Origin of the sequence: Rhizomonospora bruguierae (genome assembly GCF_018397995.1) — a bacterium.
Taxonomy (GTDB): Bacteria; Actinomycetota; Actinomycetes; order Mycobacteriales; family Micromonosporaceae; genus Rhizomonospora; species Rhizomonospora bruguierae.
This window is the reverse complement of record NZ_BBQH01000035.1, coordinates 50,031-67,234: the sequence shown is the minus strand read 5'-3', so window position 1 is coordinate 67,234 and position 17,204 is coordinate 50,031. Positions and strand designations below refer to the sequence as shown.

Sequence of the window (17,204 nt, the reverse complement as noted above, 5' to 3'; positions counted from 1 at the left end):
GCACGGTGACCGCACCGCTGGGCCGCGACGAGGTGGACGGCGCCATCGTGGCGCTGGTCGCCGCGCACGACCGGATCTCGGCGGCGATGTACGCGGTGGACAACCACCCCGGACGCACCGCGCTCGACGTTCCCGGCCTGACCGGGTACACGCAGCGGTTCGTCGCTGACCTGCGCGCCGCGATCGACGTGCTGTGGTCCCGGTTCAACGCGCTCGGCGCGAGCCTGGAGCAGGTGCGGACGGTCCGCGCGCAGCGCGCCAAGCCGGGCGACAGCGAACTGGCCGAGTTGACCGTGCTGCTGCGGGCGCCGGTGATCCCGATCGGCCCGGACGGGATGGTGCCGGACGGCGCCGCACCGCCCGGTGCGGTGCGGCTGCCGCTGATGGAGTTGGCGCGGCAGGCGGAGGCGGGCGTGGCCGACGCGGTCCACCGGCTGACCACATTGGACTCGGCGATGTCCGGGCTCGCGGCGGCGTTCGGCCCGGTGGCGGAGGCGCTCACCCGGCTGCGTGAGCGGGCGACCGGCCTGGGGCCGGAGGACGCCCCGGTCGCCGCGCTGGACCGCCTGGACGCCCGCCTGGCCGACGCGCAGCGGGAGGCGTTCGCGGATCCGCTCGCGGTCGTGCCGGGGGCGCCCGGGGAGCCGGCGCTGCGCGCCCGCCTCGCCGAGGTGACCACCGGGGCGGACGCCGCCCGCGCCGAGGTCGCCGCGCTGGCGTCGCTGGCCGACACGTACCCGGAGCGGGCGGACCGGCTGCGCGCGGCGATCGCGGGCGTGGAGGCGGCGGAGGACGCGGCCGCCCGCGCGTGCGCCGTCGCCAACGAGAAGATCGTCAACACCGGCCTGCCGGCGGTGCCGGACGCCGACCCCGGCCTGCGCGCCCACCTGGCCCAGCTCGACCAGCTCTTCCGGGAACGGCGGTGGGGGCGGCTGGCCACCGAGTTGGCGGCGGCGGAGCGGGCCGCGGCCGCCGGCCTGCAACGCGCCGAGCAGCTCAAGGTCGCCGCGGACGGGCTGCTGGACCGGCGCACCGAGCTGCGCGGCCGGCTGGACGCGTACCGGGCCAAGGCCGCGCGGATGGGCTTCGCCGAGCACGCCGGGCTGGCCGAGCGGCACCGCGCCGCCGAGGACCTGCTCTACGTCAGCCCCTGCGACCTGCCCGCCGCGACCCGGGCGCTGGTCGCCTACCAGCGGTACCTCAACGAACTGAGCGAACGGGGATGAGCACTGTGAGCGCGAGGAGCGCCCGGAGCGCGCCGGCCGGTGGCCGCGGAGGAAGCACCGCAGTCGTGAACGAAAGGCGGGCTCTGTGAGCGCGAGGAGCGCCCGGAGCGCGCCGGCCGGTGGCCGCGGAGGAAGCACCGCAGTCGTGAACGAAAGGCGGGCTCTGTGAGCGCGAGGAGCGCCCGGAGCGCGCCGGCTGGTGGCCGCGGAGGAAGCACCGCAGTCGTGAACGAAAGGCGGGCTCTGTGAGCGCGAGGAGCGCCCGGAGCGCGCCGGCTGGTGGCCGCGGAGGAAGCACCGCAGTCGTGAACGAAAGGCGGGCTCTGTGAGCGCGAGGAGCGCCCGGAGCGCGCCGGCTGGTGGCCGCGGAGGAAGCACCGCAGTCGTGAACGAAAGGCGGGCACTGTGAAATGTGTGAACCCCGGGTGCGGTGGGAGCTATGGGGCCGAGGGCTACTGCGACGAGTGCGGGCGTAAGGCGCCGGCCGGCGCTGCCGGTGCGCCCAGCGCCGTCGGTGGCCAGCCGACTCCGAGCTACGCCTCCACCCCGACGACGGCGCGCGGGGGATCGGTGCGTACCGCGTCGCGGGGGTCGCGAAGCTCCCGCAGCGCCACCCGCGGCGGGCTGGGCGCCGGCCTGATCGACCTGCCCCGGGTACCGCTGCGCGACCCGAACACCGCGGTGATGGCCGACCCGAAGGTGAGCGAGTCGCGCCGGTTCTGCGTCAAGTGCGACAAGCCGGTCGGCCGGGGCCGGGACGGCAAGCCGGGGCGGCCCGAGGGTTTCTGCCCCAACTGCGGCACCCCGTTCTCGTTCCTGCCGCGCCTGGGCCGCGGCGACGTCATCAACGACCGGTACGAACTGCTCGGCGCGCTCGCGTACGGCGGTCTGGGCTGGATCTACCTGGCCCGGGACCGGAACGTCAGCGACACGGTCAGCGACCGCTGGGTGGTGCTCAAGGGCCTGATCAACACCAGCGACGCGGACGCGATGGCCGCCGCCGTCACCGAGCGCCGGTACCTGGTCGAGATCGACCACCCGAGCATCGTGAAGATCCACGACTTCGTGCAGCACCCGGACCCGAAGACCGGCGTGCCGGTCGGGTACATCGTGATGGAGTACGTCGGCGGGCAGTCGCTGCGGGACATGCTGGTCAGCCGCCGGGAGACCAGCGGCGAGCGGGCCCTGCCGCTGCCCGAGGTGATCGCGTACGGGGTGGAGATCCTGCCCGCGCTGGGCTACCTGCACGACCGGGGCCTGCTGTTCTGCGACTTCAAGCCGGACAACGTGATCCACGCCGAGGAGCAGCTCAAGCTCATCGACCTCGGCGCGGTGCGCCGGGCCGACGACGAGGTCAGCGCCGTCTACGGCACGCCCGGGTACCAGGCGCCGGAGGTGGCCGAGGTCGGACCGTCGGTGGCCGGGGACATCTACACGGTCGGCCGGTCCCTCGCGGTGCTCAGCTTCGACTTCCGCGGCTTCGCCAGCACCTACGCCGACCGGCTTCCCGAGCGCTCCGAGGTGCCGCTGTTCGGGCGGGAGGAGTCATACTACCGGCTGCTGCGCCGGGCCACGCACATCGACCCGGATCGGCGCTTCGGCTCGGCGGCCGAGATGGGCGAGCAGTCGCTGGGCGTGCTGCGCGAGGTGCTCTGCGCCGCGGACGGCGTGCCGCGCCCGGCGGTCTCCCGGCAGTTCACCCCGGAGCGGCGGGCGTTCGGCACCGAGGCGGGCGAGGTGGGCCTGCGCGCGGTCGCCCGCGACCTCGACCCCCGCGCGGTGGCCTGGGCGCTGCCGCTGCCGCAGGTGGACCCGCTCGACCCGGGCGCCGCCTTCCTCGCCACGCTGACCGCCACCGACCCCGCCGAGCTGATCCGCCAGCTCGGCTCGCCGGCCGCGCCCGCGCGCAGCGCCGAGGTGGCGCTGCGCCTGGTCCGGTCCCGGATCGAGGCCGGCGACCTGGCCGGCGCCATCACGGATCTGGACGCCCGGGCCACCGCCGACCCGTTCGACTGGCGGGTGGACTGGTACCGGGGCGTGGCCGCGCTGGCCGCCGGGCAGGCCGGGGACGCCCGGGTGGCGTTCGACGCCGTCTACGACCAGGTGCCCGGCGAGCCGGCGGCCCGGCTGGCGCTGGCCGCCGCGATCGAGTGCACCGGCGACCGCGACCTGGCCGCCCGGCTGTACGAGCGGGTCTGGCGCACCGACCGGGGGTTCATCAGCGCCGCGTTCGGCCTGGCCAGGATCAGCCTCGGCCGGGGCGACCGGGCCGGCGCGCTGGCCGCCCTGGACCAGGTGCCGGACAGCTCCAGCCACCACATGGCCGCCCAGGTCGCCGCGGTCCGGGCGAACCTGCCGGCGCAGGGCGTGCCCGGCGGCGCGAACGAACTGCTCGCCGCGTCCGGCCGCCTGGCGCGCCTGGGTCTGGACGTGGACCGCCAGGCCCGGCTCACGGTGGAGATGCTGGAGGCCGCCCTGGCCTGGGTCGCCGCCGGCAACGCGCTGCCGCCGAACGCCCGGCTGCTGGGTCACCCGCCGACCGAGCGGGGGCTGCGGCTGGGCCTGGAGCGCGCCTACCGCACGCTGGCCCAGCTCGCCGCCGACCCGCCGACCCGCATCCAGTTGGTCGACCGGGCCAACGCCGTCCGCCCCCGAACCCTGATGTGAGTACCCGTCGATGACTGACTTTTTCTGCCCCGAGCACGGGCCGCCCGCCGACCCCGAGGACCGCTTCTGCGAGGTCTGCGGCCGGAACCTGCGCACCGGGGAGGCCGCCGCGCAGACCGCGCCGCCGCTGCCCGCGCCGCGCCCGTCGACGCCGGCGCCGCTGCCGTGGCTGTCCTCCCGGGCCGGGGACGGCGCGTGTGCCGGCTGCGGCGCCCGGGTGCCGGCGGGCGGGTACTGCGACGACTGCGGCCGGCGCCGCGCGATGGGCAGCGAGCACGCCGAGTTGGAACTGCCCGCCGAACCGACCGGCGGGCCCGCCGCCGGCGCCATCGCGGCGGTGACGGACAAGGCGCGGCGGCCGCGGAACGAGGACGCGGTGGCGATCGGGCGGCACGGCGACACCACCGTGGCGATCGTCTGCGACGGCGTCTCCACCTCGACCCGGGCCGACACCGCCTCGCACGCCGCCGTCGAGGCGGGCATGCACGCGCTGCTCGGCGCGCTGGCCGACGGCGCCGACGCCGCCGAGGCCAGCCGGCGGGGCGCCCGCGCCGCCTCCTCCGCCGCCCGGGGCACCGGCCGGCCGGAGGACGGGGATTCGCCCCCGAGCTGCACGTACGTCTCGGCGGTCGTGACCGGGGAGGAGGTCACCGTCGGCTGGGTGGGCGACAGCCGGGCGTACTGGCTGGGCCCGCAGGAGCGGTGTCTGACCGTGGACGACTCGCTCGCCGGCCGGCTGGCCGCGGGCATGGCCGTCCCGCCCGGACTGGCCGACGCCGACCCCCGGTCCAGGGCGCTGATCCGCTGGCTGGGCGTGGACGCCGACGGCGAGGACCCGCAGGTGGTCACCGTGCGCCCGGCCGGGCCCGGCCCCGTGGTCGTCTGCTCCGACGGTCTGCACTACTACCTGCCCGAGGCGGCGGACATGGCCAAGGCCGCCGCCGCGCTCGGCCCGGCGCCGCTCACCGTCGCGCAGGGCCTGCTCCGGTACGCCCTGGACGCGGGCGGCCACGACAACATCGCCGTCGCGGTGCTGCCGTTCCCCCCGAACGAGATTGGAGTGCAGCCATGACCGGTCAGCCGCAGTTCGTGGCCGATGTCGACCAGAACGAGTACCTGCCGGCCGGGCGGCGCACGGTGGACGCGATCGTGACGGTCACCGCCTCCGGCGGGGAGCTGCGGGCCAGCGCGCCCGCGCTGACCGCCGCCGAGGTCATCATGATCGACACGTCCGGCTCGATGACCATGCCGCAGACGAAGATCCATGAGGCGAAGAAGGCCACCGCGGTGGCCATCGACACGCTCCGGGACGGCGTCGCGTTCGCGGTCATCGCCGGTTCCGCGAACGCCCGCATGGTGTACCCGGCCGATACCCGGATGGTTCCGGCGGACCCGCGGACCCGGGCCGAGGCGAAGGAGGCGGTGGCCCGGCTGCGCGCCGAGGGCGGCACCGCCATCGGCCGCTGGCTGCACCTGGCCAACTACCTGTTCGCCTACCAGCCGGCCGAGGTCAAGCACGCGATCCTGCTGACCGACGGGCAGAACCAGCACGAGACGCCGCAGGAGCTGCAGGCGGTCCTGGACCAGTGCGAGGGGAAGTTCACCTGCGACAGCCGGGGCGTCGGCGCCGACTGGGTCGCCGACGAGCTGCGCAAGGTGGCGTCCACCCTGCTCGGTACCGCGGACGGACTGGAGGACCCGGCGGAGCTGCCGGCGGCCTTCCGGGCGATGACCGAGGGCGCGATGGGCAAGTCGGTCGCGGACGTGAAGCTGCGCGTCTGGACCCCGGCCGGCGCCACGCTGCGCTTCGTCAAGCAGGTCTTCCCGCAGGTCGAGGACCTGACCGGGCGGGGCGTCGACGTCAGCGCCCGGATCGGCGACTACCCGACCGGCGCCTGGGGCGCGGAGAGCCGCGACTACCACATCTCCGTCGAGGTGGAGCCGCAGGCGGTCGGCGAGGAACTGCTCGCCGCGCGGGTCAGCGTGGTCGGGGTCGACGGCCCCACCATCCAGGTGCTCACCGAGCGGCTGGTGCTGGCCCGCTGGACCGATGACACGGAACTGTCCACCCGCATCAACCCGCAGGTCGCCCACTACACCGGCCAGGCGGAACTGGCCGCCGCGATCCAGGAGGGGCTCAAGGCCCGGGACGCCGGCGACGCGGAGACCGCGACCGCCAAGCTGGGCCGCGCGGTGCAACTGGCCAACGAGTCCGGCCACACGGACACCGCCAAGCTGCTGGCCCGGGTGGTCGACGTGGTGGACGCGCCGACCGGCACCGTGCGGCTGAAGAAGCAGGTCGCCGGGGTGGACGCGGAGCTGACCAACGTCCGGTCGGTGAAGACCATCCGGGTCAAGAAGAAGCAGGACTGAGGGGAGCCGCCGACGATGGCCACCTGCCCCAAGGGACACGAATCCGCGACGCTGGACTACTGCGACCAGTGCGGTGCCCCGATGCCCGGCGCGGCGGCGCCCGCCCCCGCCCCGGCGGCGACCCCGGCGACCCCGGAGGCGGCCGCCCCGGCGGCTCCCGCCGGAAAGCCGTGCCCCGTGTGCGGGACGCCGCAGAGCGGGCGGTTCTGCGAGGAGGACGGGTACGACTTCCTGCTCCAGCCGCCCGTGGAGCAGTTCGCGATGCCTTCCCCGGCGCCCTCCGTCGCCCCGGGGTCCGAGGCGGCAGCATCCTCGGCGGCGCCGGTGTCCGCTCCGCCGGCCACCCCGGCCGCCGGGCTGACCGTGGCGGTCGGGGCCGACCGTGCCTACTACGACGCGGTCATGGCGATGGGCGGCGAGGACGCGGGCGGCATCACGTTCCCGCCGTTCGTGGCCGAGCGCCGGTTTCCGCTCGCCGGCCAGCAACTGCTGATCGGTCGGCGCAGCCGCTCCCGCGGGGTGCAGCCGGACATCGACCTGGGCGGCCCGCCGGAGGACCCGGGCGTGTCGCACGCCCACGCGCTGCTGGTGAAGCAGGCCGACGGCTGGGCCGTGGTGGACCTGGAGTCCGCCAACGGCACCTACGTCAACGACCCCGACTCGGAGCCCATCCCGGCCAACACCCCGGTACCGGTGAAGGAGGGCGATCGGGTGTTCGTCGGCGCCTGGACGGCACTGGAGATCCGCGCCTGACCTGGCAGCCAACGCCGGTGGCCAGCACTCGGCCGGTGGGCCGCCCGGCCGGCGCCCGGTGCGCCGAGTCGGCGACCTCGGCGATCGGCGGGCCGTCCGGCGCGGGGAAGCGCAGGGCGGGTGCGTCGCCCGGGTCGAGCGTGTCGGCGTCGAGGTGGTACGGGACCGCGACCCGGATCACGCGGGCGCGTCGGTGAACACGTCGGCCAGGTAGCCCTCCACGTCCGGCGCGTCCGGCCGGTCCCGGACGAGGCGGCTCCAGGCGGCTCGCTCGTGCTCGGTGAGCAGCAGGTCGGAGACCGCGCCGATGGCCGCCGACGCCAGCGGCGCCAGCGCCCGGGGCGCCGCCGTCGGGGTGGCGAATGCCCGTACTTTCCTTGATGCCGAGCGTCTCGTCAAGCAAACTTGACACCATGGACGACACCCCCGGACCGGACGCCGCTCGGCTCACCGAGGCGGCCGGCATGCGCGACCCGGAGACCGGCCTGCGCGCCGTCACCGCGCTGCGCAAACTCGTCGAGCACCTGGAGGCGGTGCAGGTGCGCAACGCCCGCCGGCAGGGCTGGTCCTGGCAGCGGATCGCCGGGGTCCTCGGCGTCACCCGCCAGGCCGTGCACCAGAAGCACGCCCACCGCGAATAGAAAGGGAACGAGCGATGTTCGAACGATTCACCAAGGACGCCCGCGAGGTCGTCACCGGCGCCGTCGCCCTGGCCGCCACCCTCGGCCAGTCGCACGTCGGCCCCGAGCACCTCGCGGCCACCCTCCCCACGGCCGGCGGTCGCGTCGCCGACCTGCTCGCCGCGCACCACGTCGACCCGGCGGCGCTGACCGCCGCGGCCGGCGGTGGCACCCACGGCGGCATCCTCAGCGACGCCGAGGTCGAGGTCCTGCGCAGCGTCGGCGTCGACGCGGACGAGGTCCTGCGCCGCATCGAGCAGGAGTTCGGCGCCCAGGAGCCCACCCGCCCGTCGCGGCGCCGCCTCCGCCGGCCCCTGCGCCCCGAGGTGAAGGTGGTTCTGACCCAGTCGCTGCGCCAGGCCCAGGCGATGCACCACCGCGAACTGCGCACCGAGCACATCCTGCTCGCCCTGCTCGCCCAGCCGGCCCCCGACCCGGCCACCCGCCTGATCCAGTCCCGCGGCCTCACCTACGACACCGCCCGCTCCACCCTCGTCGCCTAACCCACCCTCGCCGCTCTCCCGTCGACCTTGGACTCGGCGCTGTGTCGGTGCCCGGGGTGCCTCGGGGCCGCGAGAGCGCCTTCGCGGGCGCGGGCGAGCGCGGGAGGGTGCGAGGCGAGCGTGGGAGGGTGCGGGCTGGGTCTGCCGGCGGGGGCGCGGCCGGGGCTGACACAATGCGAAGGTTGTCTCGCCTGAAGGGGAACGCATCGTGATCCGTACCCATGCCGCCGGCGCGCTGCGCGCCGCGGACGCCGGCTCCACCGTCACGCTCGCCGGGTGGGTGGCCCGGCGGCGCGACCACGGCGGGGTGATCTTCGTGGACCTGCGCGACGCGTCCGGCGTGTCGCAGGTGGTGTTCCGGGAGGAGATGGCGGCCGCGCACGCGCTGCGCAACGAGTTCTGCGTGCGGGTGACCGGCACGGTCGAGGGTCGCCCCGCCGGTAACGAGAACCCCGAACTGCCCACCGGCGAAATCGAGGTCAACGCCTCGTCCCTGGAGGTGCTCTCCGAGGCGGCGCCGCTGCCGCTGCCGGTGGACGACAACGTCGACGCCGGCGACGACGTGCGCCTGCGCTACCGGTACCTGGACCTGCGCCGCGCCACCCCGGCGGCGTCGATCCGGATGCGATCGCAAGCCAACCAGCTGGCCCGCAGGGTGCTGCACGACCGCGACTTCGTGGAGATCGAGACCCCCACGCTGACCCGCTCCACCCCGGAGGGTGCCCGCGACTTCCTGGTACCGGTGCGGCTCCAGCCGGGCACCTGGTACGCGCTGCCGCAGTCCCCGCAGCTGTTCAAGCAGTTGCTGATGGTGAGCGGCATGGAGCGGTACTACCAGATCGCCCGCTGCTACCGGGACGAGGACTTCCGGGCCGACCGGCAGCCCGAGTTCACCCAGCTCGACATCGAGATGTCCTTCATCACCCAGGACGACGTGATCGAGCTGGGTGAGGCGATCGTGGCCGAGCTGTGGGGCGAGCTGGCCGAGACCGAGGTGCCCCGGCCGATCCCCCGGATCACCTGGCACGACGCGATGGCCCGGTACGGCTCGGACAAGCCGGACCTGCGCTATGGCGTCGAGCTGACCGAGCTGACCGACTACCTGCGCGGCACCGAGTTCCGGGTGTTCGCCGGCGCGATCGACGCGGGTGGGTACGTGGGCGCCGTGGTGATGCCCGGCGGCGCGTCCCAGACCCGCAAGGAGCTGGACGGCTGGCAGGACTGGGCGAAGGCGCGCGGCGCCCGCGGCCTGGCCTACGTGGTGCTGGACGCCGAGACCGGCGAGGCGCGCGGCCCGGTGGCGAAGAACCTGTCGGCGGCGCACCTGGCGGGCCTGGGCGACGCGGTCGGCGCCAAGCCGGGCGACGCCATCTTCTTCGCCGCCGCGGCCGAGCGGCGGGAGGCGCAGGAACTGCTGGGCGCCGCCCGGCAGGAGATCGCCAAGCGGGCCGGGCTGATCGACGAGAACGCGTGGGCGTTCTGCTGGGTCGTGGACGCGCCGATGTTCGAGCCGGACGGCGAGGGCGGCTGGACCGCCGTGCACCACCCGTTCACGTCCCCCACCGACGAGTGGGTGGACCGGTTCGAACAGGCGCCGGACCGGGCGCTGGCCTACGCGTACGACATTGTCTGCAACGGCAACGAGATCGGCGGCGGCTCGGTGCGTATCCACCGCGCCGACGTGCAGCGCCGGGTGTTCGACCTGCTCGGCATCTCACCCGAGGAGGCGGCGGACAAGTTCGGCTTCCTGCTGGAGGCGTTCAAGTACGGCCCGCCCCCGCACGGCGGCATCGCCTTCGGCTGGGACCGGGTGTGCATGCTGCTCGCCGGCGCCGATTCGATCCGCGAGGTCATCGCGTTCCCGAAGACCCGCGGCGGCTTCGACCCGCTGACCGGCGCCCCGACGCCGATCACCGCGCAGCAGCGCGCCGAGGCGGGGGTGGACGCCAAGCCCAAGCCCCCGGCCCCCGCCGCCGGCACCACCGGGGAGGCGGCGCCGGTCGAGATGACCCGGTGAGGCTGCTGGTCATCGGCGCGAGCGGCTACCTCGGCGGCGAGGTGGCCGCCCGCGCGGCGACCGCCGGCTGGGCGGTGACCGGCACGGCGTTTCGCGGCGCCGGCGTCCCGCTGGATGTCCGGGACGCCGCCGCCGTGCGCGAGCTGGTCGCGCAGGTGCGGCCGGACGCCGTCGTCAACACCGCCTACGCCGTCGACGATTGGGCGGTCACCGCCGACGGGCCGAGGTGGGGCGGATCGCTCCCGGCGAGGTCCGGCTGGACGTCTCGCTGGCCGGCCGCGTGCTCCGGAGCCGGCCGCGCGGGGTGAGCGAGGTGCTCGCCGGGCCAGCCTGATCGAGGTGCGGCCGATCGGTCCGGGGTGGCCGAGCCGCGGATCGGGTCCACGGTAGACGATTCGCGGCCCGGCCGGTGGGGTACTTCTCCCGGCGTCAGACATCCCTCTGCCACCCCTCGGAGGATTCGATGCTCGCCATGGCCGCCGCGATCGTCTTCGGCTTCGCGCTGCTGCTCGACCTGTTCAACACCCACCTCGGCGCGCCGGACCTGTTCAACTGGAACACCCTGGTGCTGATCGGCCTGTTCCTGCTCGCGCTGTACCTGGCCGGTGTCGGCGGCCGCGCCCGTACCGGCGGCCGCTGGTACCGGGGCCGCCGGCCGGGTCGCGGGTAAGCCCCGCTTCCGTTGGCGGATCCGTCCGGCACCGGGCCCTCGCGCCCGCCGAAGGACCCGGCCCGGTTTCGTCGCATTTCGGGCAGGCGGGGCCGGGCCGGTACTGTTCTGCCTGATGGACTCCGACGGCCTGTTCCCTCTCGCGGATACCGCGGCGCTGCGCACCGCGCCGCCCCCGCCCGCCGACGGCGCCTTCACCCCGCCGGGGCCGGACAGCCCGCTCGCCGTGCGGATGCGCCCGGCCAGCCTGGACGAACTGATCGGCCAGGATCACCTGCTCGCGCCCGGCGCGCCGCTGCGTCAACTGGTCACCGGCACGACGCCGATGTCGGTGATCCTGTGGGGACCCCCGGGTAGCGGCAAGACCACCATCGCGCACCTGGTCGCCACCGCCACCGACCGCCGGTTCGTCGCCATGTCGGCGCTGTCCGCCGGGGTCAAGGACGTGCGGGCGGTCATCGACACCGCCCGCCGCCAGCGCCGGTCCGGCGGCGCGCAGACCGTGCTGTTCATCGACGAGGTGCACCGCTTCAGCAAGACCCAGCAGGATTCGCTGCTGGCCGCCGTGGAGGACCGCACGGTCACGCTGCTCGCCGCCACCACGGAAAACCCATACTTTTCCGTCATCTCCCCGCTGCTGTCGCGCTGCGTGCTGCTCACCCTCCAGCCGCTCACCGAGGACGCCGTGCGCACCCTGCTGCGCCGGGCGGTGGCCGACGAGCGCGGCCTGGCCGGCTCGGTCCGGCTGGCGACCGAGGCCGAGGACCACCTGGTCCGGCTCGCCGGGGGCGACGTGCGCAAGGCGCTCACCGCGCTGGAGGCGGCGGCGTCCAGCGCGGCGGCCCAGTCCCGCCCCGAGATCGACGTGGCCACCGCCGAGCAGGCGGTGGACGTGGCCGCGCTGCGCTACGACCGGGACGGCGACGCCCACTACGACGTGGTCAGCGCGTTCATCAAGAGCATGCGCGGCTCCGATGTGGACGCGGCCCTGCACTACCTGGCCCGGATGCTGGTCGCCGGCGAGGACGCCCGGTTCATCGCCCGGCGCATGGTCATCTTCGCCAGCGAGGACGTGGGCATGGCGGACCCCACCGCGCTCAGCGTGGCCACCGCCGCCGCCCACGCGGTCGAGTACGTCGGGCTGCCCGAGGCGCAGCTCACCCTCGCCCACGCGGTCATCCACCTGGCCACGGCCCCCAAGTCGAACTCGGCCACCGCCGCGATCGGCAAGGCCATGGCGGACGTCCGCGCCGGCCGGGGCGGCCCGGTGCCGCGCCACCTGCGCGACGGGCACTACTCCGGCGCGAAGGGCCTCGGCCACGGCCTCGGCTACCGGTACCCGCACGACGACCCGCGCGGCGTGGTGGCACAGCAGTATGTTCCGGACGAACTCGTCGGCGTCGACTACTACGAACCCCGGGATCTGGGCGCCGAGCGCGCGGTCGCCGAGCGCCTCGGCAAGCTGCGCCGGGCGGTCCGCGGGGAGGGTCGGGTGAACGGCGGCGCCGCGGATGGGCGAGCTTCGGGGGCGAGCGAGGTGACGGCGTGACGGACACCAGCGGCGGCGGCCGCGGCAAGGGGCGCCGCTGGGGTCGCGGCGGTAAGCCGGACGGCCCGGAGGACGCGCCACCCGCCGAGGAGGTCAGCGGCGAGGAACTCGGCTGGCTGGCGGATCTGCGCAGCGCCAAGGAGAAGCGCGCTGAGATCGGCGACGGTGACGCCGGCGCCGCCTCCGCGTACGGCGGCCTGGGCGGCCTGGCGGACGAGCCGGACGACACACCCCTCCCCGGCGCGCCCCCGGGTGGACGGCGTGGCGGTGCCGGCCCCGCGCCGGCGCCGCCGGCCGGTGGACGGCGTGGCGGCGGTGGCCCGGCACAGGGGCCGCCGGCTGAGGGCCGGCACGGTCCGGAGCCGGTCTCCGGTGGTGGCTGGCGTAGCCCCGAGCCGGTGTCGGGTGCCGGGCGGCGTGGTCCCGAGCCCGCGCCCGGTGTCGGACGGCGTGGCCCTGGTGCCGTCGCACCGGTGTCCGGTGCTGGCCGGCACGGCTCCGACGCCGTGGCGCCGGTGTCACCGGGTGTTCCCCGGCACAGCGCACCCCCGGCACCACCCGGCCCCTGGCGCGACGAGGACGGCGTCCCCGGCCCGCGCGGTGCGGAGGGCGCCCCCGGCGGGCGGCGGCGCGGCGGCCCCGCGCCCGCCTCCTCCCCGCCCGGTGGGCGTGAAGCGATGGGCGGTCCCCGCCCGGTGTCGTCCCCGCCCGGTGGGCGTGGGGCGATGGGCGGTCCCCGCCCGGTGTCGTCCCCACCTGGTGGGCGTGGGGCGGTGGGTGGTCCGGGCGCGGTGTCGTCCCCGCCTGGTGGGCGTGGGGCGGTGGGTGCTCCCGGTCCGGTGTCGTCCCCACCTGGACCTCGCGGTCAGGGCGGCCCCGGCGGGTCGTGGGGCGAGGGCCCCGGGCGGCCGCCGTCGGATCCGCCCGGCCGGCTGGGCCAGAGCGGGCGCGCCTCCGCCCGCCCGCCGGCCCCCGACGAGCCGGTGGTCGTGCCGCGCACGGGCAACGCCCCGCCGCCGCCCGCGTCACCCACCTCCGACGCGTCCGGGGCAAGGGGCCGCGGCTTCGCCGCCGGCCGCCCCGACGGCCCTGGCCGTGCCGATCTTCCTGGCCCCGCCGGTGAGTCTGTCCGGCCCGAGTTTCCCGGCCGGCCGGACGCTCACGGCCGTCCTGGTGAGCTTGGCCGTCCTGGCGAGCACGGCCGTTCTGGTGAGCTTGGCCGTCCCGATGTACCTGCCCGGTCGGATGGTCGCGGTCGGGCCGAGGAACCGGGCCGGGCCGGTGCGTACGGCCGGCCCGAGGGGCCTAGGCGGCCCGACCTGCCCGGCCAGGGCCAAGCTGTGAGCAGGTCCGGCGGGGCCGGTGCGGCAGGCGGCCCGGGCCACGAATTTGATCGGCAAGGCGGCCCGGAGCCGGCCGCGGGAGCGCCCGGCCGGCACGGCCAGCCGGAGCGTGCCCCCCGGCAGGCGGGCGGGGGCCGCCACGGTCGGCCGGATCCCACCGCCGGGCCGAGTCCCGCCCTGGGGCCCGGGCCGGATCCCGGCGCCCCCGGCCCGGCGAGCGGTGGCCGCCACTCCCGCGCCGCCGGCGGCGATCCCGGCACCGGCCCGATCGGAGTTGGCCCCGCCGCCGGCATCCCCGCAGGCGGGCTCGGCGCTCGGCCCGGCGGCGGCCCGGTGGGCGGTGACCGAGCCGGTGGTGACCCGCCAGGTAGGGGCCGAGCCGGCGCTGGCGAAGCCGGCACCGCGGCCAGTGGTCGCCCGGCCGGCATCGGTCCAGCCGGCGTTGGTCCAGCCGTGAGTGGTCCAGTCGGTGGTGGTCCGGCCGGTGGTGGCCCGGTCGCTGATGGCCCGGTCGGTGGTGGCCCGGTCGGTGGTGCGGCCGGCGGTCGCCGAGGCGCCGGTGGTGAGGCCAGGGGCGGCCGTCGTGGCGCGCCGGGTCCGGTTCCGCCGCCGCCCGCCGGGCGGCACGGCGCCGCGCCCGCGTCGGTCGTGCCGGGTGGTCCGAACGCGGCCGGTGTGCACTCGCTGCCTGGGGAGCCGCCGCACCGTGTGCCGGGCGGTCCGAACGCGGGCGGTGTGCACTCGCTGCCTGGGGAGCCGCCGCACCGTGTGCCGGGGGGGCCGAACGCGGCCGGTACGCACTCGCTGCCCGGCGAGCCGCCGCACCGCGTGCCGGGCGGGGAGGCGGGCCGTGAGCGAGGCCAGATGCCGGGCCGCGAGCCGGGTCAGATGCCGCGCCAGGCGCCGGGCTGGTCAGCGGCGCAACACCGGCCGGGTCCGGAGGGCGGGCCCGTTGGGCTGGGGCGGCCGGGCGTCGAGGGTGATGGCCCCGGTCCGGAGCGCCCGGGCGGCGAGGGCCGCCCGGCGGGGCACGAGCGTTTCCGCTCCGAGGGGCGCCCGGCGCCGCACGAGCGCCCCGATCCGGAGGGCCGCCGCGCGCCACACGACCGTTTCGGCCCGGACGGGCACGGCCCCGACGACCGACGACCGGATGTCGGTCCGGGCCCGGCCGCGGACGGCCCACGCACACCGGCGCCGGGGCGTGGACCGACGCACACCGATGACGTGCCTGGCGGCAGGCGTCGCCCGGGCCTCTTGTCACCGTCGCCGGGTACCGGTCGTCCCGGCCCCGTCTCGCCGGCCGCTGGCGGGCCGCTTCGTCCCGGTCCGGTGTCCGGGGCTCCGGCCGGAGGAACGGGTGCTCCGGTTCCCGGACGCCCGGATGCCGGGCCGGCCGGCAGCGGCGAACCGGGCATCCACGCACCGCGCGGCTTCGCGTCGGCGCCGCCGGACGCGCCGGGCCGCACTCGCCCGCCGGCCGGCCACGACGGCCCGATGCCGGGCCGCACTCGCCCGTCGGCGGGTCCCGATGGCCCGATGCCGGGCCGTCCGGTCGGCCCCGATGGGCCGAGGTCCGGTCGTGCGCCCGCCGGCCCCGGTGGCCCGATGGCGGGGCATCCAGTGGCCGGTCCCGATGGCCCGAGGCCCGGTCGTGTGCCCGCTGGCCCCGATGGTGCGATCTCTGGCCGTCCGCCGGCGGGTCCCGATGGCCCGATGCCGGGCCGCCCAGCCGGCCCTGACGGGCCGAGGTCCGCCGCCCCAGACGGCCCCGTGCCGGGCCGTGTGCCCGCCGGGCGTGATGGCCACAGGTCAGGGTCCGACGAGGCCGGGCCGGGCGGGCCCGCCGGCAGGGCGGGTCGCGCGTCCGGGCCGGAGCCGGGGCCACGCCAGCCACGCCAGCCGCAGGAGCCACCGGCCCGCGCGGTAGCGGCGGCTGCCCCGCAGGCCGTGAGCGCGGTGGCCGCGGCGCCGGTCGCGGGTCGCCCGACCGAGGGCGGCGGCGAGGTTCGGCCCGCGTTCGCCGGGGGGGTCGAGGGCGGGCGGGAGGACGCCGCCACGGCCGGGCAGCGGTTGCGGGCCGCCCGGGTGGACCTGCGCCGGCAGTTGCGGGAGCAGAAGCGGCTGCGGATCGCCACCCTCGTCGCCGTGGCGCTGCTGCTGGCCGGGGCACTGCCGCTGTATTTCGCCATCCAGGCGGCGACCCGGGACCCGGTGCTGCGGTCGCTGGACGCCCTCTCGGTACCGGCCTGGGCCGAGGCGAACGTGCAGGACCGCACCAGCGGCAGCCGGTGGTGCTTCATCGAGTGCCGGTTCCGGGAGCGGACCGTGCAGTCCAGCCGCGACCCGAAGCAGACCGCGCCGGTGTACCAGGACGCGCTGGAACGGGCGGGGTGGGTGCGCTGGTCGGTGCAGGAGTGCCCGGGCGAGAAGGTGGACGGCTCGTTCACCTGCTGGCGGCGGGACGAGCTGACCCTGGACCTGTGGGTGCGCAAGCCGCAGTGCACCCAGGACCCGCTGGCCCTGCGCCCGACGGTCGCGCCGACGGACGGCGGCACGCCCGCCCCGCCGACCGACCCGAACTGCACCGGCTCGGTGATCACGCTCAAGGTCCGCAACTACATCGACGACGAGCGGCGCCACGGCCCCTTACCGGCCAACCAGCCCGGCCTGACCGGCGAGGTGCCGGACCCGCTGTTCACCGACCAGCCCACGCCCGGCCCGACGTAGGCGGTGCCCGGAGGCGGCCGCCGGGCGGGGCCGGGCGCGGTGCGTAACCGTGCCGGCCGGGGCCGGGATGACGCCGATTTCGGCCCGGATCGGCGGCGCCACCCGCGACACAGGCCCTAACCGCGCCGGAATCGGTCACGGACGGTAGGGTCATCAACGGCCGCGCCGGGGGATATGAGCGCGGCTGAATGGTCGACCTGAGGGGACACGGTGGACGGTGGACAGATCGCGGCGCTGATCGCGGCCGGCGCTTTCGTGATGCTCGTGCTCTTGCTGGCGGTGCCGATCCTGCGGCTGCGGCACACCGTGGACGCCGCGACCCGGGCGATCAACGACCTGAACGACCGCAGCGAGCCGCTGCTGGGGCAGGTCACCGAGTCGGTGGTGAACGTGAACACGGCACTGACCCAGGTGCACACCACCCTCGATGGGGTGAACCTCCAGCTGGCCAAGGTGGACACGGTGACCGGGCACGCGGCGCACGTCAGCGCGAACGTGGCGAACCTGGCGACGATCGTGACCGCGGCGGCGACGAACCCGTTGGTGAAGGTGGCCGCGTTCACGTACGGGGTGCGCAAGGCCGCCGTCGCGCGCCGGAACGCCGAGACCGAGCGCGAGGTGCGGGACGAACTCAAGCAGCGCCGCAAGGCCGGCCGCCGCGGCCGGGCCGCCCGGTAGGCCGCGCAGCGTCGACAC

Annotated in this window: 15 protein-coding genes; 13 read left to right on the top strand and 2 right to left on the bottom strand. The window is 76.4% G+C overall.

Annotated features, from left to right (window positions below; translation table 11 throughout):
* Positions 1–5: 5 nt before the first annotated feature.
* The 5 genes from KJS59_RS19140 (at position 6) to KJS59_RS19120 (ending at position 7,019) form a co-directional block, all read left to right on the top strand.
* Positions 6–1,226, top strand: a complete 1,221-nt coding sequence (locus KJS59_RS19140; RefSeq protein WP_213454293.1) for a hypothetical protein — start codon at positions 6–8, stop codon at positions 1,224–1,226.
* A gap of 570 nt (positions 1,227–1,796) precedes the next feature.
* Complete coding sequence (locus KJS59_RS19135; protein WP_249714422.1) at positions 1,797–3,893, top strand: serine/threonine-protein kinase; 2,097 nt, start codon at positions 1,797–1,799, stop codon at positions 3,891–3,893.
* A gap of 10 nt (positions 3,894–3,903) precedes the next feature.
* The gene (locus tag KJS59_RS19130) at positions 3,904–4,965 is read left to right on the top strand and encodes a PP2C family protein-serine/threonine phosphatase (protein WP_213454291.1); all 1,062 of its coding nucleotides are present in this window, start codon (positions 3,904–3,906) and stop codon (positions 4,963–4,965) included.
* Positions 4,962–6,266: a VWA domain-containing protein gene (locus KJS59_RS19125; RefSeq protein WP_213454290.1), complete on the top strand. Its 1,305-nt coding sequence runs from the start codon at positions 4,962–4,964 to the stop codon at positions 6,264–6,266. Before KJS59_RS19130 ends, KJS59_RS19125 begins: the two co-directional genes overlap by 4 nt.
* 15 nt (positions 6,267–6,281) lie before the next feature.
* Positions 6,282–7,019: an FHA domain-containing protein gene (locus KJS59_RS19120; protein WP_213454289.1), complete on the top strand. Its 738-nt coding sequence runs from the start codon at positions 6,282–6,284 to the stop codon at positions 7,017–7,019.
* A gap of 177 nt (positions 7,020–7,196) precedes the next feature.
* Here KJS59_RS19120 and KJS59_RS19115 read toward each other — a convergent pair whose 3' ends face one another.
* A complete protein-coding gene (locus KJS59_RS19115; RefSeq protein WP_213454288.1) occupies positions 7,197–7,418 on the bottom strand; it encodes a hypothetical protein in 222 nt (73 codons plus the stop codon).
* Between the two features lie 14 nt (positions 7,419–7,432).
* On the opposite strand from KJS59_RS19115, the gene KJS59_RS19110 reads away from it, so the two are divergent.
* From KJS59_RS19110 to KJS59_RS19085, 6 genes are all read left to right on the top strand, one after another.
* A complete protein-coding gene (locus KJS59_RS19110; RefSeq protein WP_213454287.1) occupies positions 7,433–7,660 on the top strand; it encodes an RNA polymerase subunit sigma-70 in 228 nt (75 codons plus the stop codon).
* A gap of 14 nt (positions 7,661–7,674) precedes the next feature.
* Complete coding sequence (locus tag KJS59_RS19105) at positions 7,675–8,202, top strand: Clp protease N-terminal domain-containing protein (RefSeq protein ID WP_213454286.1); 528 nt, start codon at positions 7,675–7,677, stop codon at positions 8,200–8,202.
* Between the two features lie 208 nt (positions 8,203–8,410).
* Entirely contained in the window at positions 8,411–10,219 is a 1,809-nt protein-coding gene (gene aspS / locus KJS59_RS19100; protein ID WP_213454285.1) for an aspartate--tRNA ligase, read from the top strand.
* Positions 10,216–10,527: a sugar nucleotide-binding protein gene (locus tag KJS59_RS19095; protein ID WP_213454284.1), complete on the top strand. Its 312-nt coding sequence runs from the start codon at positions 10,216–10,218 to the stop codon at positions 10,525–10,527. Before aspS ends, KJS59_RS19095 begins: the two co-directional genes overlap by 4 nt.
* Positions 10,528–10,682: 155 nt before the next feature.
* The gene (locus KJS59_RS19090; protein ID WP_213454283.1) at positions 10,683–10,889 is read left to right on the top strand and encodes a hypothetical protein; all 207 of its coding nucleotides are present in this window, start codon (positions 10,683–10,685) and stop codon (positions 10,887–10,889) included.
* A gap of 115 nt (positions 10,890–11,004) precedes the next feature.
* Positions 11,005–12,438, top strand: a complete 1,434-nt coding sequence (locus KJS59_RS19085) for a replication-associated recombination protein A (protein ID WP_213454282.1) — start codon at positions 11,005–11,007, stop codon at positions 12,436–12,438.
* Between the two features lie 1,025 nt (positions 12,439–13,463).
* On the opposite strand, the gene KJS59_RS19080 is transcribed toward KJS59_RS19085, so the two are convergent.
* On the bottom strand, positions 13,464–14,462 hold the full coding sequence (locus KJS59_RS19080) for a hypothetical protein (protein ID WP_213454281.1): 999 nt from the start codon (positions 14,460–14,462) through the stop codon (positions 13,464–13,466).
* A gap of 1,266 nt (positions 14,463–15,728) precedes the next feature.
* On the opposite strand from KJS59_RS19080, the gene KJS59_RS19075 reads away from it, so the two are divergent.
* The gene (locus KJS59_RS19075) at positions 15,729–16,508 is read left to right on the top strand and encodes a hypothetical protein (RefSeq protein ID WP_283775805.1); all 780 of its coding nucleotides are present in this window, start codon (positions 15,729–15,731) and stop codon (positions 16,506–16,508) included.
* Between the two features lie 210 nt (positions 16,509–16,718).
* A complete protein-coding gene (locus KJS59_RS19070) occupies positions 16,719–17,186 on the top strand; it encodes a DUF948 domain-containing protein (protein ID WP_213454280.1) in 468 nt (155 codons plus the stop codon).
* The last annotated feature ends 18 nt before the right edge of the window (positions 17,187–17,204 follow it).

Excerpts from the sequence above, each read along its gene's own strand:
- KJS59_RS19125 (WP_213454290.1), top strand. The coding sequence starts at position 4,962 with ATGACCGGTCAGCCGCAGTTCGTGGCCGATGTCGACCAGAACGAGTAC.
- KJS59_RS19130 (WP_213454291.1), top strand. The coding sequence starts at position 3,904 with ATGACTGACTTTTTCTGCCCCGAGCACGGGCCGCCCGCCGACCCCGAG.
- KJS59_RS19090 (WP_213454283.1), top strand. The coding sequence starts at position 10,683 with ATGCTCGCCATGGCCGCCGCGATCGTCTTCGGCTTCGCGCTGCTGCTC.
- KJS59_RS19120 (WP_213454289.1), top strand. The coding sequence starts at position 6,282 with ATGGCCACCTGCCCCAAGGGACACGAATCCGCGACGCTGGACTACTGC.
- KJS59_RS19110 (WP_213454287.1), top strand. The coding sequence starts at position 7,433 with ATGGACGACACCCCCGGACCGGACGCCGCTCGGCTCACCGAGGCGGCC.
- KJS59_RS19085 (WP_213454282.1), top strand. The coding sequence starts at position 11,005 with ATGGACTCCGACGGCCTGTTCCCTCTCGCGGATACCGCGGCGCTGCGC.
- KJS59_RS19105 (WP_213454286.1), top strand. The coding sequence starts at position 7,675 with ATGTTCGAACGATTCACCAAGGACGCCCGCGAGGTCGTCACCGGCGCC.